The sequence below is a fragment of the Paenibacillus sp. JZ16 genome, assembly GCF_015326965.1.
Taxonomy (GTDB): domain Bacteria; phylum Bacillota; class Bacilli; order Paenibacillales; family Paenibacillaceae; genus Paenibacillus_AQ.
The window spans coordinates 4686826-4711851 of record NZ_CP017659.1; the positions used below are offsets into that span (position 1 = coordinate 4686826).

Consider the following 25026-nt stretch of genomic DNA (forward strand, 5'->3'; position numbering starts at 1 on the left):
TGCCTTCGGTATCTTGAAAGCAATCAGGACATGACGAAAGCTAAATGTTGGTATAGTCCTTAAAGCTTCACAGCTAAAAGATTAGCTATCATCCGCAACGTGCGATTCGCCAAATCAAACGTGGATACGGTACATGTGGCAGATTGTCCGTGCTGTTGAAGTTTGGGTGATGGCAGCTCTTTAATCAGTTCCACCTGTTACGAATTCATTTCACGGCCGATTAGCGGCCCGCGCAATTATAAACGGTATTGGATCCAACCATTTCAAGTTGATGAGGTGAATGGCATGAGAGAAGCAGTCATAGTATCCCTTGCCCGCACTCCGGTGGGGAAGGCGAAGAAGGGCAGTTTTGCTCAGACGCGCGTGGAGGATCTCGGCAAAGCCGTACTGGAAGCCGTCATTGAGCGTGCACCGGGCCTGAAAAAAGAGGACGTTGAGGATATCATCCTCGGCTGCGCGATGCCGGAAGGCGAGCAAGGCCTGAATGTCGCGCGGATTATCTCGCTATATGCGGGATATCCCGTAACGGTACCCGCGCTGACCGTTAATCGCTTTTGCTCCTCGGGGCTTCAGGCAATCGCGTTCGCGGCAGAGCGCATTATGCTCGGTCATGCCGAGGTCATCGTCGCTGGCGGTGTCGAGAGCATGAGCCATGTGCCGATGACCGGCTTCAAGCCGGCGCCGCATCCGACGATCGTGGAAGAGATGTCGGAGGTGTACATCGGCATGGGGCATACCGCGGAAGAGGTGGCCCGCCGCTTCGGCATTACCCGCGAGGCGCAGGATGCCTTTGCGGCCAGCAGTCACCGCAAGGCCGCGGCGGCCATCGCGGAAGGCAAGTTCCGGGATGAGATCGTACCGGTGAACGTATCGCTGGCTGCGGCCGATGAGCAGGGCAAGGTGCGCAGCAAAACCTTTGCCTTCGATACGGATGAAGGGGTCCGGCCGGACACGACCCCGGATGTGCTGGCCAAACTGAAGCCAGCCTTTGCCCTTGGCGGCTCGGTTACCGCGGGCAATGCGTCGCAGACGAGTGACGGCGCGGCGGCGGTAGCCGTTATGAGCCGCGAGAAAGCGGAGCAGCTGGGCCTTACCCCGCTGGCTACCTTCAAATCGTTTGCCCTGGCAGGCGTAGAGCCGGAGATTATGGGCGTCGGCCCCGTTGAAGCGATCCCGAAGGCGCTGCGCATGGCGGGCATCGAGCTGGATCAGGTCGATGTGTTCGAGATTAACGAAGCGTTCGCTTCGCAATGCCTCCACATCATCCGCGCGCTGGGTATCGACGAGAGCAAAGTCAACGTCAATGGCGGCGCCATTGCGCTCGGCCATCCGCTCGGCTGCACCGGCGCGAAACTGACCGTCAGCCTCGTCTCCGAGCTGGCCCGCCGCGGCGGCGGCTACGGCGTCGTGAGCATGTGTATCGGCGGCGGCATGGGAGCCGCGGGGGTGTTCGAGGTGCACGCAGCCGGGGCGTAAGGAGTAGGAAGCAGAAGAAGATGCGCTCCCTTCCAAGCCCCCAGAGGGCCATAGGGTGGGATTCTCACATTAGTCTCTGCAGGTGCTCATTGTGGTTCGATTCGCGTTTGTCCTCAAGGGGACCTGCAGCTCCCAACAAGGTGCTAGGAAAAGTTAGTTCAATAACGTTTCTGATAATAATCGGTTAACCAAATCTAGGTTCTTCAGTATCAAGTCTACTGGTCCTCTACTGATGCATGACCAGCCTATTCACTCTGAAATGTAGTCTTAGTGCCGTGTCCGCTCCGAACACGGACCGGACACGGCACCACCCACTCCAACCACAGGGGAGTGCAATGATAGCCAGAGGCAGGGGTCAGGACCTGAGCGCTCTAGCCCAGCGGAGAGGGCGGAATTGTACTGGAGAAGCGGCAGCGGTCGCCTTTGAGTTTGGATTTCTACTATTGATAGATCCATTCCTGGAAATCCACACTCAACAGCGATCGGAAGTACAATCCGCACGCGGAGCGGCCACTATTGCGCCGAAGTGAAGGTGTTTATGCCTCTATGCTCAACCCAGAAAAGATACCACGCAGCAACACCTAGGCATTTCATTGCACACAACCTTATTCCACATTCCGAAAGGGGAAACCAATCATGAGCGATAACCAAACCAAAGAACCGAAAATCAAAGGCGGCAGCTTTGTCATCGATAATACCGATAAACAGCGGATCCTGACACCGGAGGATTTCACGGAAGAGCACCGCATGATCGGCGAGACGGTGCGTGATTTTATTGACGGGGAAGTCGTGCCGCATGATGAAGAGCTGGAGAAGCTGAATTACGAGATGACCGTAGATCTGCTTCGCAAGGCAGGCGAGCTGGGCCTGCTCGGGGCCGATGTGCCGGAGCCGTTCGGCGGGATCGGGCTGGATAAGGTCAGCTCTACAATAATTAATGAAGCGTTGGCGAAGGGATCGTCCTTCGCGCTTTCCTTCGGGGCTCATGTGGGGATCGGTACGCTGCCGATCGTGTTCTTCGGCACGACCGAGCAGAAGCAGAAGTACCTGCCGGATCTCTCGACCGGCGCTAAAATCGCGGCTTATTGCTTGACGGAGCCGACCTCCGGCTCGGATGCGCTGGGTGCCAAAACGACGGCACGCTTGTCGGACGACGGAGAGTATTATATTTTGAACGGATCGAAGCTATATATAACTAACGCCGGATTTGCGGATATCTTTATCGTCTACGCCAAGATTGACGGGGAGCACTTCACCGCGTTCATTGTCGAGAAGGAGATGGAGGGCTTCACGCTCGGTCCGGAGGAGAAGAAGATGGGCATCAAGGGCTCGTCGACGCGTCCGCTCTTTTTCGAAGACGTCAAGGTGCCGAAGGAGAACCTGCTCGGCGAGATCGGCAAAGGCCACCGGATTGCCTTTAACATCCTGAACATCGGCAGGTATAAATTGGCAGCCGGTACGGTCGGTGCGGCGAAGGAATCGATCGAGCTGAGCGCGAAATATGCTAACACCCGTAAACAGTTTGATACGCCTATCTCGCAGTTCCCGCTCATGCGCAAGAAGCTGGCCGAGATGAACATCACCACCTTCGTGATGGAGAGTATGGTTTACCGGACGGCAGGATTGCTGGACGAAGCGATGCAGGACATCGATTACAACAGCGAGGATGCCGGAATCCACTCGGCTGCGGCGATCTCTGACTATGCCATCGAATGCTCGATCAACAAGGTGTTCTGTTCGGAAGGACTCGATAACGTGGCAGACGAGGCGGTACAGATTCACGGGGGCTATGGATATATCCAAGAGTACAAAGTGGAACGCATCTATCGGGACTCCCGCATCAACCGTATCTTTGAAGGCACGAACGAGATCAACCGGCTCCTGATTCCGGGCACGCTCGTGAAGAAGGCCATGAAGGGCGAGATCGCGCTCCTGCAAAAAGCACAAGGTCTCCAAGGAGAGCTGCTGCAGCTGGTACCTGGCCAAACCTTCGAGGGCACACTGGAACAGGAAGCGCACTTCCTTGAGATGAGCAAGAAGATTTTCCTCCTTGCAGGTGGTATGGCGGTACAGAAGTTCGGCACGAAGCTGGAGAAAGAGCAGGAGGCCTTGTCCAATCTGGCGGATATGATGATAGATATTTATGCTCTCGAGAGTGCGCTGCTGCGTACCCGCAAGCAAATCGAACGCACCTCCGAGGAAAAAGCAGCCAGCATGATCGAGATGACGCAGGTGTTTGCATACGAGGCGTTCCAGCGCATTGAAGCACTCGCGAAAGAGACGCTGGCCTCAGTCGAAACCGGGGATATGCTGCGAATGCAGCTGTCGGTGCTCAAGAAACTGACGCGTTGCACGCCGATCGATACGGTGGCCCTCAAGCGCAGCATCGCAGCCCGCGTGGTCAAGAACGAGCGGTACACGGTGTAACACGCGTCAACGCCAATACGATGCGTAAGTAACCGCAAAAGAGAGAGATTTTTCTTGGAGTAGGAAAGAAGGAGCATTCCTTAGGAAAGGGTTGGTTTTGTATGGATACAAAGCCTTGGCTGCCGTTTTATCCGCCCGAAGTAGCCCCCGCTTTTGATTATCCGAAACAGAATTTGGCATCATTTCTCGTGACGTCGGCACAGAAGTTTCCGAATCGGCCGGCCATGTATTTCATGGGCAAGACGATCAACTATAGAAGTCTGCTGGAGTCGTCCTATCGTATGGCGAACGCGCTCCGCAGCAAAGGAATTAAGAAGGGCGACCGGGTAGCGATCATGCTGCCCAACTGCCCGCAGGTGGTGATCTCGTATTATGGCGTGCTGCTGGCCGGAGCCGTTGCCGTCATGACCAACCCGCTCTATATGGAGCGGGAAATTGCGCATCAGATGAAGGATTCCGGTGCCAAGATCATCATTACCATGGATATGTTTGTTTCCCGCGTTGAAAAAGTCATCGAGGAGACGGAACTGGAGCATATGATCGTCACGTCCGTGGCGGATTATCTGCCATTCCCCAAGAATCTCCTTTACCCGATCAAGGCCAAGAAGGAGGGCCCTCTTCCGGTCGTCAATTATGGGAGCCGCGTCCATGCCTTCAAAAAGCTGCTTGCGAGCTCACCGAATGACCCGATCTGCGAACCCGTGAAGGCGGAGAAGGATCTAGCCCTGCTCCAGTACACAGGCGGCACGACGGGCGTTCCCAAAGGCGTCATGCTGACGCATATGAATCTGATCGCCAACACCTTGCAGTCGGCGAACTGGTGCTTTCAGGTGGAGGATGGGAAGGAGCGCTACTTAGCGGTTTTGCCCTGTTTTCACGTGTTCGGACTGACCGTGCTGCTGAACCAGGCCATCTACCGTGCCGGCATGCTGATATTGGTACCGAAATTCGAAGTGACGATGATTCTGAACCTGATCAAAAAAATGAAGCCGACGCTCTTCCCGGGCGCGCCGACCATGTATATCGCACTGATAAATCATCCCAAGATCAGGGAATATGACCTCTCTTCGATTAATGCTTGCGTCAGCGGCTCTGCCGGGCTTCCGGTTGAGGTGCAGGATAAGTTCGAGGAGCTGACCAAAGGCCGGCTGATCGAAGGCTATGGCCTGACTGAAGCTTCCCCGGTTACTCATGTGAATCCAATCTGGGGAAGGCGCAAAATCGGCACCATCGGCGTACCTGTTCCGGATACGGATGCTAAGGTGGTCGATCCCGATACGGGCGAAGAAATGCCCATCGGGGAGCCTGGTGAGCTAATAGTAAAAGGACCGCAGGTGATGATGGGGTACTGGAACCGGCCGGAGGAGACGTTCGACACGCTGCGAAACGGCTGGTTGTTCACAGGGGATATGGCAACGATGGACGAAGAGGGGTATTTTACGATCATCGACCGCAAGAAGGATATGATCATTGCAAGCGGTTTCAATATTTACCCTCGGGAGATCGAGGAAGTGCTGTATGAGCATCCTTCCGTGAAGGAAGCCGTTGTTGTCGGAACGAAGGACGATTATCGCGGCGAAACCGTGAGGGCTTATATCGTGCTGAAGGATGGCGCGTCTCCGGACCCTTCGGGCCTTGAGAAGTTTTGCCGCAGTCAGCTGGCCGCCTATAAGGTGCCGCGCGAATACGTGTTCCGCGATTCGCTGCCGAAGACGATGGTAGGCAAGGTACTGCGCCGCAAGCTGCTGGAGGAGGAAGAGGAAGGCAGAACGGGCTGAAGCGCAGAATAGCTTGAGCAGGCACGTTAAGTGATTCATGTTATCCCGCTGGAATGGATACAGTACTAACGACGTCATAAGAAAAAAGGAGGCGGCCTGATGGATCATACCAATGCCAATCCGGATACGAAGGCCGGGCAGCCGGAATTCGACCGGGAGGCGTACATTGAGGCCATGACCCGAGCGGCGGAGCCTACCTTCTGGGGATATCTCGGCTGCAAGCTTGAGTCTGCCAGCTCGGAGGCGGTTGTTGTCACGCTGGATGCCCAGCCTCATCATATGAATATGATGGGCATCGTGCATGGCGGCGTACTCTCCTCATTGATGGATAACGCCATGGGCATTGCCGTCATGCTGGAGCGCCCCGGCGAATCCACGGTGACGAGCAATCTGAACGTGCATTTTGTCATGCCGGCCAGAGCGGGTCTCCTTACCGTAACGGCAAGCATCGTGCATCAGACGCACCGTTCGGTAACAACAGAATGCAGAATTGCGAACGAGAAGGGCGAGCTTGTAGCGATCAGCACAGGATCCTTCCGAGTGAAATAAAGCAGCCTTGGCTGCTATGAAACAGGTGGTCTGCCAACGCTGGAGGGGCAGGCCATTTGTTTTTTGGCGAGCGAATCATGGTGTGGCCGGATATGGAGTGTCAGTCCATACCGCCAATCGACGATGTTAGGCGACTTCCAACCGGCTGGCCGAGCAGATTTTTTGTTGGGATTGTTCCCCGCACTTCTTGTCAGGTCATTAAAGCTGTGGTACAATAAAAATGCTGTTTTTCATGTAGAATCTAGAATGTCTCTTCAGATAATAAATTTAGATGTTTACATACGTAGGAGGTGGAAGTCATGGTTGTATTTTTTGAAGTGTTGCTTGTTATTTTCTCCATCGGGTTGATTACTGTCGTTCTTCTCCAAAAAGGGAAAAGCGCAGGTCTTGCCGGTGCCATCTCCGGCGGTGCGGAACATCTTTTTGGTAAAACAAAGGCTCGCGGTATGGATCTCGTACTGCAGCGTACAACGGTAGGTCTTGCAACAGGATTTATGATTTTGGCCATCGTTGTTGCTATGTTGAAATAACAATGAACGTTACCCTCGCTTTTTCACTCTTGGAAGAGCGGGGGTTTTTTATTGCCTGAATTTCGGAATACATAGGTTAAGACGGTGTTCGGAAGGATACCGAGGATTAAATTCGTGTATACTAGGGTATGAGTATATGAAGGTAAAGAATGGATAGCGGAACGATGAAATTGCAGGTTCCCCGAGGTGATAATGATGATAACTGAAGAAATATTACTGAATTTTATGCGGGAAACTGCATACAAGCCGATGACGTACCAGGAATTGGAGCAGCATTTTGCCATTAAGGATGCCCATGAATTCAGGGAATTCTTGAAGCTGCTGAATGAGCTTGAGCAATCCGGAAAAATCATTCTGACCAGCACCCAGCGATATGGCGTGCCGGAACGGATGAATTTGCTGCGCGGACGACTGCAGGCTCATGCGAAGGGTTTTGCCTTTCTGATTCCTGATGATCGCGAGCACCCGGATGTGTACATTCATGCCAATGACTTGAAGAGTGCGATGAATGGAGATATCGTGCTTATCCGGATCAGTTCCCAAAGCAGCGACGGCGGCAAAATGGAAGGCGAAGTGGTCCGTATCGTGACGCGCGCCGTCACCCAAGTCGTGGGTGTATTCCAGAACCATGAAGCCTATGGCTTCGTGCTGCCGGATGACAAGCGGATCAACCGGGATATTTTTATTCCGAAGCATGCGATTAACGGAGCCGTTGATGGCGTGAAGGTCGTGGTGAAGCTGGTCAGCTATCCGGAAGGAAGAGCGGCGGCAGAGGGCGAAGTGGTGGAGATTCTGGGTCACAAGGACGATCCGGGCGTCGATATCCTGTCCATTATCCGCAAGCATCAGCTGCCAGAAGGCTTTCCGGAGGAAGTTCTGGCCGAGGCAGATGCAGCGCCGGATGCCATTACGGAAGAAGAGATTGTACAGCAGGGACGCCGGGATCTGCGCGGCTTGAACATTGTGACGATTGACGGCGAAGATGCCAAGGATCTTGATGATGCGGTGAATGTGGAACGTCTGCCGAACGGGAATTACCGTTTGGGCGTTCATATTGCCGATGTCAGTTATTATGTCCGTGACCGCTCCGAGCTGGATAAGGAAGCTTACAATCGCGGCTGCAGTGTGTATTTGGTGGATCGGGTTATTCCGATGCTGCCGCACCGTCTGTCCAACGGCATATGCAGTTTGAATCCGCAGGTGGATCGTCTGACGATGTCCTGTGAGATGGAATTCAACGAGCAGATGAAAGTTGTGAAGCACGATATTTTCACGAGTGTTATTCGTACAAAAGAACGGATGACGTATAACAATGTACGTAAAATCCTGGTGGATGAGGATCCGGAGCTGATCGAGCGTTACAGTGACCTCGTGGAGGATTTCCGCTTGATGCGCGAGCTGGCGCTGAAGCTGCGGAACCGCCGGATGCGCCGGGGCGCGGTGGATTTTGATTTTGTGGAATCCAAAGTCATCGTGGATGAGAACGGCAAACCCGTGGATATCGTTAAAAGAGAGCGTTCCATCGCGGAGCAGATCATTGAGGAATTCATGCTGGCGGCCAACGAAACCGTGGCTGAGCATTTCCACTGGCTGAAAGTACCGTTCATCTACCGGATCCATGAGGACCCAGATCAGGAGAAGCTGCAGAACTTTATGGCGTTCGCGGCCAATTTCGGGCATCAGGTGAAGGGACGGGGCAACTCGATCCATCCGCGTGCGCTGCAAAACCTGCTGGAAGCCATTCAAGGCACGAAGGAGCAAACGGTGCTCAGCACCATGATGCTCCGTTCGATGAAGCAGGCGAAATATGACGCGGAGAGCACGGGTCACTTCGGCCTTGCTGCGGAATATTATTCTCACTTTACGTCTCCGATTCGGCGTTACCCCGATCTGGTCATTCACCGGGTCATCCGGGAAGTGCTGGAGAACGGCGGCGCGCTCGATGAGAAGCGTCATGAGGTGCTGGCGGGCCGGATGGCTGACATCGCTCAGCAATCTTCGGAGCGCGAGCGTGTGGCCGTGGATGCGGAGCGCGATACGGAAGCGCTCAAGAAAGCCGAGTTCATGCTGGATAAAGTCGGCGAAGAGTTCGAAGGCATTATCAGCAGCGTGACCAGCTTCGGTATGTTCATCGAGCTGGAGAACACGGTCGAAGGCTTGATTCGCCTTAGCGCGATGACTGACGATTATTATCATTTCGATGAGGGCCATATGGCGCTGATCGGGGAGCGGACCTCGAAGGTATACCGCATCGGTGATGATGTGAAGGTTCGCGTGGCGAAGGTGAACATGGACGATCACACCATCGATTTTGAGATGGTGGATATGAAGCCGCGCCGCCAAGGGCGCGGCGAAGGCGACCGCGGCGGCAATGGCGGCCGCGGATTTGGTGCCCGCGACGGCGCAGCCCGCGGGGGTAAGGGCCGCGGCGGTAAGCGCGGCGCGGCTGAAGGCGGCGCGCCAGGCGGACGCCGCAAGGACAGCGCCGTCGGCCAGGGTGGCCGCGGCGATGCCCCGCCGAGCGGGCGTGGTGCGCGCGGTGGCGGTGAAGCAGCTGCTGGAGCTGGCGAGCAGCAGGCGTCGAACTTCGCCTTTGGCTCCGGCAAAGGCGGCTATAGCTCCGCCAGCGGCGGCGCCCTCGGCTTTGACCGCAACGCGCGCTCTGGTGGTGCCGGCGGCAAGGGTCGACGCAAGAAGACGGCGGGCAGCGGCATTTTCATCGGCGAAGGTCCAACACCAGGCGGCAATGCTGGTGGCAACTCCGGTGGCGGCGGTGGCCGCAAACGGAAGAGCAAGGGCGGAAACGGCACGGCCGCTTTTGTCCGCAAGAAGAAAAAGTAACATTCTCCTCCTGATCTGTCACTGGAGGCGCTTGCCCCACCTTGCTTTTGGAGGCTGACGTTTGATACAATGGACTTCTGGTGAGATTGCATTGGCGGTCTGCCGGAAGTCCTTTTTCCATTATCATTGTTGATGACAAGGGGTGAGACCATGGGTAAGAAAAGTGACGGGAAGGTTCTGGCCCAGAACAAAAAAGCTTCCCATGATTACTTCATCGAGGATACGTATGAAGCCGGGATGGTGCTGACCGGAACGGAGATCAAATCCATACGGAACGGCCGCGTCAATATCGGAGATGCATTCGCAACCATTCGGAATGGCGAGATCCATATCCATAACATGCATATCAGCCCGTTCGAGCAGGGGAACCGCAACAACCCAACGGATCCTACGCGGACACGGAAGCTGCTGCTGCACAAGGAGCAGATCCGCAAGCTGCTGGGCCTGTCCAAGCAGGACGGTTACGCGATCGTACCGCTGAAGATCTACGTTCGTAACGGCTATGCCAAGTTATTGCTGGGCCTCGGTAAAGGTAAGCGTCAGTACGACAAGCGTGCCGATGCCGCTAAGAAGGATGCACAACGCGATATCCAGCGTGCGCTGCGCGAGAAGCAGAAGATCGCAAGGTGATGGAGCAGCTTGCCCGATGGCAGCTTTTAGCTGTGTTACCTGCAATGTATATATCATTTTGATGTAAAATGTGATATACTAAGTGATGTAAGAGAGATCAATAAGATCTTTGACAATCAGCATACAGTTGGCGCATTCTCCTTTCTTGGAGGGAAAGAGTCTGCGGCATAGATCGACTGCTATGGCTGAATATTCTTGATTTAATCCGATAGCCCTTTTTGGCAGGAACGCCAAGGTGCAAAACACCGGCATTTCTCGAACTTAAGGGGGCGTTTTTGGATTCGACGGGGATAGTTCGGGCATGAGTAGCGGGTAGTGGGGACGCGTCCACTTCATCAACGCTAAAGCCAATTAAACGGCAAACAACAAAACAACTACGCTTTCGCAGCTTAATAACCTGTGAGCGTGCTCTCGCTCTGTATCGCCCATGTACCGGGATGAGGGCTCAACTTTAGTGGGATACGCTGTCTAGTCTCCGCCTGGGGCTAGCTGAAGAAGACAATCAGGCTGACCTGAAGGGAATCCGGTGACAGGGAGTTCCTAGGGTGACATCAAATCTGTCACTACACCCGTAGAAGCTTGTGTTGTCGTTATCTTCGGACAGGGGTTCGACTCCCCTCGCCTCCATACATACTAAAAAAGCGACCGATTGTGGTCGCTTTTTTGCTTGCTCGTACCTAGGGTTTTAGGCAAATCTGACGTTGAATACGGCATATGTCTGATGATGTATATGGCGGTGCCTCTGTAAGTAGAAGTTTTGCTTTCAGTCTCACAACGCTCCGTAACACATTCCCCTTCCAGATTGCTTGTCTTCTTCCGATTGCACAGGTGGAGAGGAGATAGCTTATCCCGCTAGTTAAATACAGGTTTTAATATATAATTATCTGTAATTAATAATGCTTATTGGATACTTCACATAAGAGGTGATTATTTGGCACGCAATAAAAAGAAAAGACGGATAAATGTCCCTGCTACAGGTATAAACTTAGTGGTATCTGCTGACTATAATGAGATGATGAAATATTCTCTATCTGAGATAGAAATAATTTCTCACTTTAGAAATGCAAGTATTGGAAACCTCTTGCCTGCGATCTCCCGACTGATAGCTTCGTTTCATATGGATAATACTGATGCTGTCTTAAATGAAGTCATTATACGGTGTTGGGAACATGGGTTACATGAGGAGTATATAGAACGAATATTACAGTATAAGCGACTTAATGTGATTTTTAATAATAGACAAATGTTATTAAATGCAGTTAAGTGGTTGCTTGTACATGCAGATGCGGCGACCTATAATGATGTGCCTGAAGTAAATAACCCTAGTACATTCATGCATTGTTTCTACCTGTCGACTATGCTCTCTAGCTTTTATCGTATTTCTACAGACATGGAGATCATTGAACTTGAAAGTGTGCAAAATGGAAACTTCAATAGAACTGTTAATTATCTTCACACTGTACAAAGAAGCATTGAATGTTATTTAAATATAGCTTCTCAAAAGGACAGATTTCAAGCAAAAGAGTATGTAGATATTGCAGACCTATTTTATAAAAGTACAGGAGTTAACATCAGAACTTACTTATTCTTTATGACTGCTATTAATGCATCATTTTTTCCAAGTGGTAATGTCAGAGAATTTATCTGGACAAATAAAATGGTAAATGATGTTCATAAGTATGTACAATATCTTGGCATAGAAATAGATGAAATTCGTAAATTATTTCTAATGACGACAATATCAATAGAAGAATTCAGAGAGAATTTTGAAAAGTCAACTCTTCATAGATGGGATTTTAATTATTTTAGAAAGAAGCCAATTATACGTCAGGGGCGAATCTTTTATCCGCTAGATAGTCAGTTTGTACTTGAAAATATGTGGGATGGTTTATATTGGAGAATTATTGATGGTTTGAGCCCTGAAGAGGCAAATAAGTTTAGAATATTTATAGGGCGCATATTTGAGTTATATTGCCATGGTTTACTAGTTAATGCAGAGTCATCACTAAGAAAGGCTAGATATATTCCTGAATTCCAATATAAGTATGCCAAAAATAATTTGCTATCGCCTGATGGTTTTATTCAGTATAGAAATGATTTGCTTGTATTCGATTATAAAGCTAAAAGATTGAACATGCAGACAACTCTTGTAGCTGGCGATATTGACTCGTTTGAAAGGGATATTTCTCAATTGATTATTGAACCCGTTAAAAAAGTGTATGCTCATATTAAGAGATTTATAGAGACTCCATTAGAAAGTGTGCCAATTGATTTTACAAAAGTTAAAAAAATTCATGGTGTCATAGTTACTCAAGGTTCACTATCCGGTGTTAAAATTGTGTACGAGAGAATAGAACAAAGGCTACGTGATGAAGGCTTGTATGATATGGGCTCCTTAATTGAATGGCATCTGCTTGATGTAGATGAATTTGAGGAATTAGTGAGTTTGATGGAGCAGGGATGTAACCTTGGAAATACATTTTCTCAAAAAGCTTCTTCCAGATACAGATATCTTTCTTTCCATGATTATCTTGCATATGCTAGAAGACCGCATAGACCTTCTTGTACCGCTAAGAAGCGATTTAATGAATGGCTAGATTATGTAATTGAAGTTATGGAAAGAAATTCTCCAAGTGAGACCAATGAAAGGCCAGAAGCTGACATGAAACCTCAAAGTTCTGAGCCATGAAAGTCTAAATTGATACGGAAGCAAAAGGGATTGAGGTACCCAGTCACGCTTCTATCATATAGAATACAAAAAACCCAACTCTGCAAACGAAGCAGAGTTGGGTTTTTATTGAGTATAGTTAGCTCTAGCTGATGAAGCGGAGAAGACTATACTCATCGGTATTATTTTTTCAGGGAATACAATCATGACCAGCACTTGAAGAAATACTTCAAGGTCTTTCACTACATCATCAATCAGGACGTGAATATCAATATTCTGTTTGTCAACAATGCAGAGGCTCATAGTGTAGCTGAACAGCTAAATCTTACCATGATAAAGCTAAGAAATCTGTTCTATATCAAATTCCTAAAAGATTGTTTTATAGTGTGACACGTCACTTGAGGGCCCTATTTTATTCATTTCGTAAAACACGATTTTGTAACTTGGCTTTCAAAAAATATTGAATTGAGGATACCCAACCTTGCGGGTCTTTAAAGAAGCACAGCGGAAGGATAACTGCATCCTCTCCGCTATTTATGTTACTCATTTTTATCAATGTATTCGAACCACTCCGCCGTCCCTGTCTTTAAGTAGTTCGGTGCTTGGTCAGCCAGCACTGTTTGAGCAGTATCAGACAGTTGCTAAGCAACGTAACAATTGCGGTGATGAAACGCATAAAACCATTTGAAGCATCGCCATTCTGGTTGCGTGAAATCAAGATGTGCGACAAATGCGGATCAAGAATGGTAGGCAACTCTACATCTACACGTCCCAAAAGTGGAGGGCAAAGATATTACGTATGCGGTAGTTATATGTGGAAGGGCAAGGAGTTTTGTTCTTATTTAGATGGCGGAAAGAGCAAATGGAGGAGGATGAGACCAATAAACTTAGAACGACTCTGTTATGGTTGTCGATGGACGACTAGTTGAAGAAAGATTCGTATGTACCATAACGAGAAGAACAAGCATGTCATCGCTCAAGCATCCGGCTTGGGGCAGAGATTGAATTTTTGGAGAAGCGTATGGATGCGATCAAGGATGATGTACAAGTTGGCAAGAGTAAGCCGCTTCATCAAGAAATTTTGGATGAGATGCAAACGCAATTAGCGGATAAGAGGGTGAACACGAGGTGTTATCAATAGGAATGCATAAGATCGGTGTATCTGAAGAGTTCATTGAGTCCGTGAGTCCGTGAATACAGCGGTCAATCTGATGTGCAGCCCATGAATTAGAGCAAACGTTGATTAGACTTTCTGGACGAATCCACAAGTGTTGTATTCGTGATCGGTAAGTTTGTATCACAAGTGGAAGCGATGCGGGAGACGAGCAGGTGTATATCATTGGTGCGATTCATTTTGATACAGTTCGTTCGACAAGATGCTTTGACAGTCAATTCATGATATGGGAATATTGGTTTATCTGATTCCAATATATTGAAGTGTTTATTATGGTCATCGGCCGAGCTTCATATCAGTATTCAGGGTAAAAAATCAATATTGTGGGCAGTAGGCGATCCTAGAATTGTAGATTTTTTATACGAAGACCTGAAGTTTATTGTCGAAAGTAATGGGGGATGGATAAAATGTCGATTTCAGTTGTAAGATTCGCAATTGTAGATAGTAATGTGTCTATTGAGAAAAAAGAATATAAAACTTTATCTAGGATAATTGAGGGAGATTCTTTTAAATATTTAACACCCGATAATGCGGTTGAAGTAATTTGTGAACTATATTGTGAAGCCTCTCCCAATTATGAGGAAATTATATCGAATATAGTATTCCGAGATGAAACAGAGGATAATTACGACTATATTAAGGAAAAAATTATTTCGTTGTTTCCTGAAAAAAGGTATTGGGCTTATCGAGCGAAATTGTGCCAATATCCGAGTGGTTCTTACTATGCTGAATTTAGACATCCATTAGCTTATCAAACTGGAGCATACAATCATGCTGTGTATCCTCAAGGCAATAAATTGAGGAGAGTCGTTAGTCGAAAATATGAAGAAGCAAAGAGGGTTATTGATGAGCTTAATCAAATATTAGCAGAACCTGATTATTGGTTGATTGCAGGTAAGCAACGAGCTCAAGAGAAATTTCTGCCAAAAACAATTGACGTTTTTTTTAGACCTACAAAATAGCTAGTTTAAGGTTTTACAGAGATAAATATTAAAAGTTCGTAGATCTCGGAATCGCTGAAACAGGTTCTAAGCGATATCAAAGAGAATTTAGGAGGTTTGGGAGTGGAAATATTCTCAAAAAAATACGAAGTCATAAAGGATGCACCTAAAGAAGTTACATGGGAAGAGTACGAAAAAGTAACTTTGAAAGAATATTTTGATCTACTTGAATCATCAAGCAATGATGAAAATGCGTTTCAATTATTTTTTGAAGAGAATCCAGCTTATTTACCCGGGGCATTAGAACTTTTTGGACAATCTGGACACTATCCCCACATGCATACTTTAATTTCGCAACCGAAAATTGGAGGACCTTTTAGTCGGATTCCAGACTTTCTTTGGTTAGCCAATGATAGTCTTACTTTTGCACCTGTCTTTATTGAAATTGAAAAACCATCTAAAGCAATGTATACAAAAGACGGGAGTATAAGTTCAGCATTTTCACAAGCAATTGGACAGATATATGAATGGCAGACGATTCTTAATAATCCATTAAACCAGCTGTTATTTTTTGATTTTTTTAATATACCTCAAAGATTGAGGCAAAAATATTTTAACCCTCAATTTCTTCTGATTTATGGAAGAAGAGCCGAGTATGATAATAATGAGTTGCTGAGTGGTAAAAGAGCAGCCGTTCGTAAGGATAATATTGATATTGTATCTTTTGACAGACTTCGACCTATTAGAGATTATTATCAATTTACCTCAAGTAAAGTCAGAAATAAGGAATATATAATAAAGAATATTGCTCCTACTTTTAGATATCGTGCTGACTGTGCTGAGGAACTAGTTTTGGCTAAAGGATTCAAAGAGGCAATAATGAACATGAAGCATACCTCGGTAGCGAGAAAAGAGTTCTTGAATATGCGATATGAATATTGGATTGAATATGGGAAACTTCCCAACTCTAACAAGGGTATATATACGAGTGGGGAAGGAGAGTAATTAAAAAAGAAGGTATCAAAGCATAAAAGACTTGAGTTAGACTAGTGACGTTGGCGGATTTAAATTTAGATGAACTTCATAATTCATAATTATTATTTTCTGGCTTTAAGATAGTGTTCCAGGCGTGTGATTCTATAGCTTCTTTAAAAATCACATGTGACAAACTAAACGGGGGCAAAAAGTAGTATGCTAGATTTCAAAGAATTAAAAGCCGATGGGAATGATTTTGAATTATTAGTGAGGGAACTGTTATTTAGTATAGGAATGAAAGTTCATTGGAGTGGAAAAGGACCTGATGGTGGTAAAGATTTGCTCTGCATAGAGACGCTGGATAGCAAATTTCAAAAGATGGAGAAAATCTGGTTAGTTCAGTGCAAACATTTTGCTCACTCAGAGCGGGCGGTCTCAGTTAATGATTTAGATAGTGTTATTGATTCATGTTCACAACATGGAGCAAGTGGGTACTTACTTATCTGTTCTACTTTTCCTTCATCTGCAGTTGTTAATCGGTTGGAATCTATTAATGCCCAACATGGACTAAATACTGCTTATTGGGATGGTACTACTATTGAAAGATATCTATCTACACCTAAAACATGGCCAATTGCTCAGCGGTTTTTCCCGATTTCCGCCTCTAGTGAAGATTGGAATATATATGCGACTGAAAATCCGAATCGTTGGATTATTAATTACAAAGGTTATTATATGCATTTAGCAAACAGAATTGGTTCTTATAGTGACGTGCATTTATCAGCTATTCAAGAAAGGATAAAAGAAATAGAGAGTGTACCTTTATCTGAATCGCATATGTTAAGACCTAGAGCACTTCATTATGATGACAAAAACGCTAATTATATGTGGTATATTGACTATCTTGTTCCTGATAATGAGGAGCCAAAATATCCAATTGAAACACTGAAGAAAATATTAAGGGATGGTTGGGTGTTTGATGGGGCATGCAACTCAGTTGATTTAAGAATTTATAAGTATAATCGGTATAGCGATCATTATGATAAGGATCACTATGATTATTACAGAAATTATTTAGAACAATATTATTCTGGTACTGAACGCAAAAAAGAATGGTATGATTTTGAATTCAAACATCGGAGTATTACAGAATCATCTAAACACTTGGAAGTTGAGGAGCATTTTAATGATTTAGTAGGTGCATTATCAAGATTGGACTATGTAAAAATACTTAGAGCAACCAATAGCAAAGTAGAGTTTGTTGATTGTTTTAGTGGATACAATAGTTGGGAAGATATAATGAAGGCTGTTAATTATGAAGCGGATTTATTCCTTTCAGCTAGAATTACATTTATTTCAGAGGATGAGGCAAAGTTAGACAATTTATTAAGGAAATTTCCACAACCATTACCTGGGACTTTTACATTCTCTAAAAGATTCGTCTATTATCCTGGATTAGAAGTCCATGAACAACCTGAAGAAGTAAACCAGTTAACCATCTCGATAATACCGGCGGTATCAAATCCAAGGGAATTTCGAGTGCAGCTAAATGATTACATTAAAGAGCTTACAGTTGTTATTGAAGATGAACTAAAAACCGATGGGAGCCGGATCGGATGACATCAAAACTGTCACTATACCCGTAGAAGCTTGTGTTGTCGTTATCTTCGGACAGGGGTTCGACTCCCCTCGCCTCTATATATAAAACCCGCTCATTGAGCGGGTTGTTCTCATTTTAGTGATGAAAATGTAGACCCAATGTAGTCCAAACTTTTTTGCCCCCTCATTTTTGAGCTATTCTGTAGTCCATTGGAATTATTGGAGGTTCATAACTTTTGATACGGTTGGCGCTATCATAATCTTGAGGTAGGATATTCCCTTACGAAGAGTTGCTGGTTGTATTCGAATTCATTTAGCAGCTTTTTAGTTCCCCGCTTCTTGCGAGGTAGTAGTATTGTCTGATTCGTTCAATCGAACTTTCTCTGCCAAAATCAAATGTTACCCTGAATTTTGTCCCGACATTGGTAATGCCCCAGTGAACAGTTTTGTTTGATGTAAGCGTAGGAGTAAGTTCTGCCACACTCCAGATTTTACAAAAATTTCTTCCGAACAGTAGAAGATTATAGTAAAATAGTACTATGACTTGATGCTATAGGAGGGTTGATGATGAGGACAATTTTAGCGGAAGTAGAACAATGGATCTCACAACGACCTCGTTGGTTGCAACACGCGGCGTATCTTCTTATTCAAAATAACAATACGCTTACAGAAGACAACTATCGAGAACTAATATTATTGTGTAAGGCTGAGGCCCAACTGATTGGCTCCGAAATCAAACCCCAATGTGTTACAGCGGGTAGCATTTCTGTAAAGGAAAGTTCTTTACATCTAAGACTTGACGCTATAAATAGTGTCAGGGGCATAAGCGCCCTTAGTCCCAGAAATCCTTTGGAATTTCACAGTCCACTTACGATTGTATATGGCCAAAACGGTTCCGGCAAATCAAGCTATGTACGCTTGCTAAAGCATATATCTGGAGCTAAGAAGCCTGGAAAGCTCATGGGGAATGTTTATGTTCAAGAACAACAGCCTCAAGACTGTTCTTTTGTCATTACAAAAGATGGTACAAGCCATGAAATTAACTGGACACCGGATGAGGGGCCTCTCAAAGAACTAAGCACAATACAACTATACGATACAGATTGCGCTAATGTGTACGTTAATGATGAAAACGAAGTCGCTTACGAACCGTGGATATTGTTGTTTTTCAGCCAACTGACAGACGCCTGTTTAAAAGTAGGCAAAACTCTCAAACAAGAGATGGAGAATATAGCATTGACAAAGCTTATTCCTCCTGAGGGCAGTTCCGACACAAAAGCTGTTCTATGGCTTAAGAAAATTAAGGATACAACTTTAAGTAAAGAAATAGAGGATAATTGTTCGTGGATGGAAACAGATGAAATTGAGCTAAGCACTAAGAGACAACAACTGGCCGAGACAGACCCTATTGAAAAAATGAAGCAGTTTAGGACTACTGCGCAAAATATAAAGAAAATACAAAGTATTCTTACGGATATTAGGGACTCTCTGACTGATGATTCGTGTACTAAGGTTATAGAAGCCCATCTGGACTACTCTATTAAAAGGAAAGCTGCTGAAGAAGATGCCAAGAACGTCTTTGAAGGGTTGCCTCTTAATGGTGTAGGATCCGACAGTTGGAAATTGCTATGGGAGCAAGCAAGGAATTACTCTGAGCAGCTCGCTTACCCTGATAAGTTATTTCCATACATAGAGACTGACTCAAATTGTGTACTCTGCCAGCAACCACTTTCACCTGAAGCACAAGGAAGGCTAAGCAGTTTTGAGTCCTTTGTAAAAGAATCCCTTAACAAACAAGCAAAAGCTGCAGAGTCACATTACAATACATTGTTAAAAGCAATTAAAGAAGTACCGTCTGACTCAACATTAGCACTTCATTTTAACTCAATAGGCATTACATCAGATGAAGAAAAGCAAGCCATTATTGACTTCTGTGCTATCCTAAAAAAGAGAAGCGAGAGCTTATATGGAGCGACTTCACTAGACCAACTTTCAAATTTACCGCCAGAAGACTTGTTAAAGTCTTTTGGTGAAACTGCGGCGGCGAAAGAACAACAGGCTGCTGACTACGAAAAATTAGCTCAAACAGAAAACAGGGATGAATTGAAGAAAAGCGTAATTGAATTCGAGGCTCGAAGATGGCTTCACCAGAATAAGTCTGTCATTACGGAAAACGTAGAAATGCTTAGAAAAACAACAAAATATAAAGCAGCTATTGCACTGACTAGTACGCAGTCTTTATCCACCAAGAAATCGTCACTGTCGAACGAGCTAATAACTGCCGAGTATATAGAAAGATTTCAAAAGGAGTTGCAAGGTCTAGGAGGCTCTAGAATCAATGTTGAGTTGACTAAAACTAGGGCCGAACGAGGACATATTTATCATCAGGTGAAGCTTAGAAATTGCCCTCCAAATATTCGGACTTCTGAAGTATTGAGCGAAGGAGAATTCCGAATAGTATCTCTTGCCGGATTTCTTGCTGATGTTGAAGGTAGTTCGGATAATACTCCTTTCATTTTTGACGATCCAATATCGTCATTAGATCAACTGTTTGAGGAAGCAACAGTTAAAAGAATTGCTAGATTGAGCTTATCCAGACAAGTGATTGTCTTTACTCATCGCCTCTCATTTCTAACTCTTCTGGAAGATGCGGCTAAAGAATTAAGCATTGATTGCAATGTTACGTGGCTTAGGGCGGAATCTTGGGGAACTGGTGAATCTGGAGATACGCCTGTATTTGCTAAGAAACCGGACAAGGCGTTAAATCAGCTTTTGAACGATAGACTCACTCGAGCTCGTAAGGTTCTTCTCGAACACGGAAGAACAGAATACGATCTATTAGCTAAGGGTATATGCAGTGACTTTAGAATTTTAATTGAACGCTTTATTGAAAACGATTTGCTTGGAGATGTTGTGCAACGTTTCAGAAGATCTGTCAACACTATGGGCAAAATACATAAGCTGGCACACATTTCTATAGAGGATTGCAAACTTTTTGAAGAATTTATGACTAAGTACTCTGCCTATGAACATTCTCAGTCATACGAAACTCCTGTTATGCTACCGGAACCAGATGAACTGAAAGATGACATGGAACGAATAAAAATATGGTTAGGTGATTTTAAAAACCGGACTACTGCATGATGTAGCTTGTATGGAGTCTGTCGAATTACGATTTGCAAATATCAGGGGTTCGACCATGTACTAGCTCAAGCCCCTGATATTCTAAGGCAAGTAGGTGAGGTAACCTGACCCCAGAATTATTGGGATTTTGGAACCGACTTTCTGATATCGGCAGCAATTAAGGATTTTTTTAGGAGAGGTAGTGAAAACGTGTGTTTATTTGCATTTCTGCGAGAAAACATGGGAAATTGTTTATATTTAGATCACCTATTTATTCCTGTTCATATGTTATTGATGAACAGGACCTTTACATAAGTTACCTTCAAAATAAGCAATTATAAAAAGGATCATACTTCGAGCCCATGGAGCTCCGGAGCAACTCTCGGAGCACAGTAGCCATCAGAGATATTCCTATTTTTCGTTGGTATCTCTATCTCCAAATAATATCCCTCTCATCCACCAACTCAATAATCTCCCGAATATCACTTATATTTAAAGCCTCAGCAATTCTTTCGATATGACTAAAGCTGATACTTTCCCGTTTTCCATTGGCAAGTTCACTTAATGCAGCGTGCCGTACATCGGATAGTCGGGATAATTCCCGCAAAGAAATATTATGTGCTTTGGTCAATTCCGAGATTTTAACGACAACTTTTTTGCTCATTATAATCACCTCTTAAAAAGATCGATTTCAACTTGACTATACGCATAAGCGTACCGTATAATAATTTCAATACTGGTACTTGTATGCGTAACAAATAGGATTTTGCCAGTGTTTATCGATCTGTATATCATCTGTTAAAGAAGGAGAATCCCATGCCAAACTTCCTGGAATCCCTATATTACGGGCAGTTGAATCCTGTAGAGAAGGCTGTTTCCACCAACCCTCAGTATCGACAATTGAGCCGGCATATATCCGAGTCCATGGATGCCTGGAAGAAGAGGCTTTCTGACGATGATTTTCATGAGCTTGAGGATCTGTTAGATTTATATCGACAAGTGCAGGGGCTTGAAATGGCGGCTTCTTTTACTGATGGTTTCAGACTGGGAGCGATGATGATCATCGAGGTATACTCTGAATAGTGTGATCAGTAAGAACACTCATAGACCATAAAGACACGAACCGTGTCTTTTTTAATATCGTAAAATATTGACTATCAGCCCCTACTTCGGGTATCACAAAATACGAATTTCACACGCATACAGCTCATCATAAGGCATTTTCGCTCTAAATTCCTCCACACAGCAGGAATATTCCCCCCAGTTTATAGAAATTTCTGTATATAACATCGACTATACATACAAAAGAGGCTTATATGGACCAAGAGAGATTTATGATCATCGTTAAAGGTGATGACAAGACACAGGATGTATCATCATATGAAATGGATCCTCCAGTAGTAAGGATTATATATAAAGGTTCTACCAAGGCTTATCCTTATCAACTCAATGATATACAGTTACTGACGCCGACCGTTCAAGACATAACGGAGGATATGGCTGTTTTTCACGATGAGTATCCTTTTTATAATGTAAGACGGGTGCTAGATTTCGGTGCAAAAATTCGGGTGTGTTTCAACAATGGGAGTATTCGTACATACGATAGTGGACGTATTCAAGTTAGAAGTAGTACCCAAAATGCTGAAGGGCGTCAGATCCTGGACTATTGGCGCGCGATTTCAAAACATGCGAAAAGTGAGGATGAACAGGAGAACAAGGAAGCCTTTTTGGCAAAGCAATTTACAAAACTACATTATGTAGATCCGAATAGTGCTTTAAGCCAATATCTTCTGAAAAAACCTATAAAGATCGATATTCCGGCTACAAGCGGAGGTAATCATCACCAATTTCAATTTATTAGTTACAGTTTTTTCTTTTAACGTTCGACTCCCCTCGGTTCCATCATAATGAACACCATCCGCATGAGGATGGTGTTTTTGTTTTATATTAATACTATAGGCTAGAACATGTCGTACAGATGGAGTGAAATCGATGAATCATAGTCATGATGGAGAGGAACCATTGATAACGGTACTCAATATGGATGGTCAACAACTAACACCATGTTTACCCCATCGGGCTTGGCGGGAAGTTGAGCGATCGCGAGCTGTCTGGATTGATGAGCAGACGATCCAATTGCTTTATAATCCGTTCTTATTTCGGGACTATCGAAAAGCTGCACTGAAACGAGATCATCACACTTGTTTGTGGTGCGGACGACACGCCACGACCGTGGACCATATTATCCCCTCAAGCAAAGGCGGCTCGGATCTTCCGCAAAACCTGATCGCTTCATGCAGCGAATGCAATACGAAACGAGGAAACCGTTCTGCATTGTCCTATCTCAAAGAAAACGCACACTCTGTTCCAAATCTTATGAAGCTTTGCTGGCGTATCTTTATAGCTAAATACAGATACAGACATCGTCAAATAAAAAAAGGGACACTTGAGTAAAAGCTTAGATTTATGATTTGGGAATCGTGGTGCAGTGACCTTCAATGATCGCAGCCGTTTGTTGACGATCGAATTGATGGTTAACCATATCCACTGTAAAATTTTCGGCTTTCTTGCATCCATCTTGAAGTGCAGGCCATTAAAGCGTATGAGTACAACCAGTGCTGTAAAAGCAGTCCATTTGTTTGCGTTATGGACTGTGTCGCCTTAATCCAGTCCAATTTGCTTCAAAGCATCAGTCATGGTTATACCGAGGCTGTTGCCGAGTTTGGTCACTTTCCGTTCCATCTCAATCATCCTGTTCATTAGATTTCCTTCTTATCATCATATTCAATTGTTATAACATAAATTCATAAAATTGGAAAACTATAGGGTATAAACTTTCTAATGTAGGTAGATATGAAAGCGGAGATATTACCTTTATGCCAGTGGGTAGCGCAGGGTCATCAATAGCCCATGTACCGGGATGAGGGCTCAACTTTAGTGGGATACGCTGTCTAGTCTCCGCCTGGGGCTAGTTGAAGAAGACAATCAGGCTGACCTGAAGGGAATCCGGTGACAGGGAGTCTCTAGGGTGACATCAAATCTGTCACTACACCCGTAGAAGCTTGTGTTGTCGTTATCTTCGGACAGGGTTCGACTCCCCTCGCCTCCATACATAAAAACCACAATCGCATGAGATTGTGGTTTTTTGCTATGTTCAATCAAAAGTGTAAAATCCTTAGCTATAAGTTGCAACAGGCAAGACACCTCACTCAAAGAGTGTCAAATGCACGTTATCCTGAAGAAGGACCTACAGGTCCTTCTTTTTTTGCTTTCTTTTTTTCTGACATTTGTCATAACCGGCTTGTGACAACCCACACTAATTGGTTTTCGCGCTTTCTCAATATAATGAGGACATCAAGGAACGAAAGAAGAAATTAGCGGAGGTTAGTACAAAATGACAAAGGCGATTGAATGTATAAATCTAGTGAAGAAATTCGGCGACTACTGTGCCGTTGATCATATGAATCTATCATTTGAGAAAGGTCAAATAACAGCATTGCTTGGACCGAATGGGGCAGGTAAGACAACAACCATTTCCATGATCCTCGGAATGATCAAGCCAACATCAGGAGAAGTCAGGGTCTTGGGGATGCCGTCTGGAGCAAAAGAATTGCGGCAACGCGTTGGAGCTCTTTTGCAGGATGTTAAAGCAGCAGATGGACTTACGGTCAAAGAAGTGCTTCAATTGTTCCGCAGTTATTATCGTAATCCGATGTCGCTAGAGCGATTGTTAGACATTTCGGGTCTCCACGCGGATCAGAAACGACGCGCATCCTCGCTGTCTGGGGGACAACGCCGTAGATTAGCCTTCGCCCAGAGTTTGGCGGGAAATCCAGAGCTTCTCCTGCTTGATGAACCAACGGTCGGAATGGATATCGAGGCTCGTGGCCGCTTTTGGGACACCATCCAAGCACTGGCAAGTGACGGACGTACGGTGCTCTTAACTACACATCATTTAGATGAAGCTGATGCTGTCGCAGATCACATCGCAGTCATCGCCAGGGGACAGGTTGTTGCGGAAGGGACTCCAGCACGTTTAAAGGCACAAACAGCACTTAGAACGGTTTCATTTCGGGCGACAAATGCGCCAGCCCAGCAGGAATGGCTCACATTACCTGGCGTTGAAAAGGCAGAATGCAACGGTGAGCGAATTCGTCTGTATGCTCAAGAGACCGATGTATTGTTATTTACACTGATGCAGTCTGAATGGGGAATATCGGATATTGATATACAATCCGCCAGCTTAGAAGATACATTCCGAAGTCTTACAGGCTCAAATAAACAAACAATTATACGATAATAAACATTTTTAGGA

17 protein-coding genes and 1 other RNA gene are annotated in these 25026 nt (G+C 45.6%); 17 read left to right on the forward strand and 1 reads right to left on the reverse strand.

The annotated features are described in order from the left end of the window. Positions 1-285 precede the first annotated feature (285 nt). The 13 genes from BJP58_RS21310 to BJP58_RS21370 all read left to right on the forward strand — a co-directional run bounded on the left by BJP58_RS21310 (position 286) and on the right by BJP58_RS21370 (position 20732). Positions 286-1476 carry an acetyl-CoA C-acyltransferase gene (locus tag BJP58_RS21310; RefSeq protein ID WP_194540452.1) on the forward strand — a complete coding sequence of 397 codons (1191 nt, stop codon included), beginning with the start codon at positions 286-288 and terminating at the stop codon, positions 1474-1476. A 636-nt stretch (positions 1477-2112) separates the two neighbouring features. Further along, positions 2113-3903, forward strand: coding sequence for an acyl-CoA dehydrogenase family protein (locus BJP58_RS21315; RefSeq protein ID WP_194540453.1), 1791 nt, complete (start codon positions 2113-2115; stop codon positions 3901-3903). Positions 3904-4004: 101 nt separating this feature from the next. After that, positions 4005-5681 (forward strand): long-chain-fatty-acid--CoA ligase, encoded by a 1677-nt coding sequence (locus BJP58_RS21320; RefSeq protein ID WP_194540454.1) that lies wholly within the window; start codon positions 4005-4007, stop codon positions 5679-5681. A 99-nt stretch (positions 5682-5780) separates the two neighbouring features. Further along, a complete protein-coding gene (locus BJP58_RS21325) occupies positions 5781-6230 on the forward strand; it encodes a PaaI family thioesterase (protein ID WP_194540455.1) in 450 nt (149 codons plus the stop codon). Positions 6231-6529: 299 nt separating this feature from the next. Further along, entirely contained in the window at positions 6530-6760 is a 231-nt protein-coding gene (gene secG / locus BJP58_RS21330) for a preprotein translocase subunit SecG (RefSeq protein ID WP_194540456.1), read from the forward strand. A gap of 195 nt (positions 6761-6955) precedes the next feature. Next, complete coding sequence (gene rnr, locus BJP58_RS21335; protein ID WP_194545019.1) at positions 6956-9601, forward strand: ribonuclease R; 2646 nt, start codon at positions 6956-6958, stop codon at positions 9599-9601. Positions 9602-9751: 150 nt separating this feature from the next. Further along, entirely contained in the window at positions 9752-10231 is a 480-nt protein-coding gene (gene smpB / locus BJP58_RS21340) for an SsrA-binding protein SmpB (RefSeq protein WP_071219562.1), read from the forward strand. A gap of 265 nt (positions 10232-10496) precedes the next feature. Continuing rightward, positions 10497-10861, forward strand: a transfer-messenger RNA (tmRNA) gene (gene ssrA, locus BJP58_RS21345). Between the two features lie 301 nt (positions 10862-11162). Next, entirely contained in the window at positions 11163-12920 is a 1758-nt protein-coding gene (locus tag BJP58_RS21350; RefSeq protein WP_194540457.1) for a hypothetical protein, read from the forward strand. 1551 nt (positions 12921-14471) lie between these two features. Continuing rightward, positions 14472-15035: a hypothetical protein gene (locus BJP58_RS21355; RefSeq protein ID WP_194540458.1), complete on the forward strand. Its 564-nt coding sequence runs from the start codon at positions 14472-14474 to the stop codon at positions 15033-15035. A gap of 102 nt (positions 15036-15137) precedes the next feature. Then, complete coding sequence (locus BJP58_RS21360) at positions 15138-16019, forward strand: Shedu anti-phage system protein SduA domain-containing protein (protein WP_194540459.1); 882 nt, start codon at positions 15138-15140, stop codon at positions 16017-16019. A gap of 186 nt (positions 16020-16205) precedes the next feature. Next, positions 16206-17609, forward strand: a complete 1404-nt coding sequence (locus BJP58_RS21365; protein WP_194540460.1) for a restriction endonuclease — start codon at positions 16206-16208, stop codon at positions 17607-17609. 543 nt (positions 17610-18152) lie between these two features. After that, positions 18153-20732 (forward strand): AAA family ATPase, encoded by a 2580-nt coding sequence (locus tag BJP58_RS21370; protein WP_194540461.1) that lies wholly within the window; start codon positions 18153-18155, stop codon positions 20730-20732. Positions 20733-21141: 409 nt separating this feature from the next. On the opposite strand, the gene BJP58_RS21375 is transcribed toward BJP58_RS21370, so the two are convergent. Next, positions 21142-21375: a helix-turn-helix domain-containing protein gene (locus BJP58_RS21375; RefSeq protein ID WP_194540462.1), complete on the reverse strand. Its 234-nt coding sequence runs from the start codon at positions 21373-21375 to the stop codon at positions 21142-21144. A 152-nt stretch (positions 21376-21527) separates the two neighbouring features. Between BJP58_RS21375 and BJP58_RS21380 the strand changes: the two genes are divergently transcribed. The 4 genes from BJP58_RS21380 (at position 21528) to BJP58_RS21400 (ending at position 25011) form a co-directional block, all read left to right on the forward strand. Next, positions 21528-21794 (forward strand): DUF6809 family protein, encoded by a 267-nt coding sequence (locus BJP58_RS21380; RefSeq protein WP_194540463.1) that lies wholly within the window; start codon positions 21528-21530, stop codon positions 21792-21794. 233 nt (positions 21795-22027) lie between these two features. Then, positions 22028-22591 (forward strand): hypothetical protein, encoded by a 564-nt coding sequence (locus BJP58_RS21385; protein ID WP_194540464.1) that lies wholly within the window; start codon positions 22028-22030, stop codon positions 22589-22591. 112 nt (positions 22592-22703) lie between these two features. After that, positions 22704-23165: an HNH endonuclease gene (locus BJP58_RS21390; RefSeq protein ID WP_194540465.1), complete on the forward strand. Its 462-nt coding sequence runs from the start codon at positions 22704-22706 to the stop codon at positions 23163-23165. A gap of 940 nt (positions 23166-24105) precedes the next feature. Continuing rightward, positions 24106-25011 carry an ABC transporter ATP-binding protein gene (locus BJP58_RS21400; protein ID WP_194540466.1) on the forward strand — a complete coding sequence of 302 codons (906 nt, stop codon included), beginning with the start codon at positions 24106-24108 and terminating at the stop codon, positions 25009-25011. Positions 25012-25026 lie beyond the last annotated feature (15 nt).

What these genes read in the sequence shown, in the direction of transcription:
- BJP58_RS21310 (WP_194540452.1), top strand. Translation starts at nt 286, where the DNA reads ATGAGAGAAGCAGTCATAGTATCCCTTGCCCGCACTCCGGTGGGGAAG.
- BJP58_RS21315 (WP_194540453.1), top strand. Translation starts at nt 2,113, where the DNA reads ATGAGCGATAACCAAACCAAAGAACCGAAAATCAAAGGCGGCAGCTTT.
- BJP58_RS21320 (WP_194540454.1), top strand. Translation starts at nt 4,005, where the DNA reads ATGGATACAAAGCCTTGGCTGCCGTTTTATCCGCCCGAAGTAGCCCCC.
- BJP58_RS21325 (WP_194540455.1), top strand. Translation starts at nt 5,781, where the DNA reads ATGGATCATACCAATGCCAATCCGGATACGAAGGCCGGGCAGCCGGAA.
- secG (WP_194540456.1), top strand. Translation starts at nt 6,530, where the DNA reads ATGGTTGTATTTTTTGAAGTGTTGCTTGTTATTTTCTCCATCGGGTTG.
- rnr (WP_194545019.1), top strand. Translation starts at nt 6,956, where the DNA reads ATGATAACTGAAGAAATATTACTGAATTTTATGCGGGAAACTGCATAC.
- smpB (WP_071219562.1), top strand. Translation starts at nt 9,752, where the DNA reads ATGGGTAAGAAAAGTGACGGGAAGGTTCTGGCCCAGAACAAAAAAGCT.
- BJP58_RS21355 (WP_194540458.1), top strand. Translation starts at nt 14,472, where the DNA reads ATGGATAAAATGTCGATTTCAGTTGTAAGATTCGCAATTGTAGATAGT.
- BJP58_RS21365 (WP_194540460.1), top strand. Translation starts at nt 16,206, where the DNA reads ATGCTAGATTTCAAAGAATTAAAAGCCGATGGGAATGATTTTGAATTA.
- BJP58_RS21370 (WP_194540461.1), top strand. Translation starts at nt 18,153, where the DNA reads ATGATGAGGACAATTTTAGCGGAAGTAGAACAATGGATCTCACAACGA.
- BJP58_RS21375 (WP_194540462.1), bottom strand. Translation starts at nt 21,375, where the DNA reads ATGAGCAAAAAAGTTGTCGTTAAAATCTCGGAATTGACCAAAGCACAT.
- BJP58_RS21380 (WP_194540463.1), top strand. Translation starts at nt 21,528, where the DNA reads ATGCCAAACTTCCTGGAATCCCTATATTACGGGCAGTTGAATCCTGTA.
- BJP58_RS21385 (WP_194540464.1), top strand. Translation starts at nt 22,028, where the DNA reads ATGGACCAAGAGAGATTTATGATCATCGTTAAAGGTGATGACAAGACA.
- BJP58_RS21390 (WP_194540465.1), top strand. Translation starts at nt 22,704, where the DNA reads ATGAATCATAGTCATGATGGAGAGGAACCATTGATAACGGTACTCAAT.
- BJP58_RS21400 (WP_194540466.1), top strand. Translation starts at nt 24,106, where the DNA reads ATGACAAAGGCGATTGAATGTATAAATCTAGTGAAGAAATTCGGCGAC.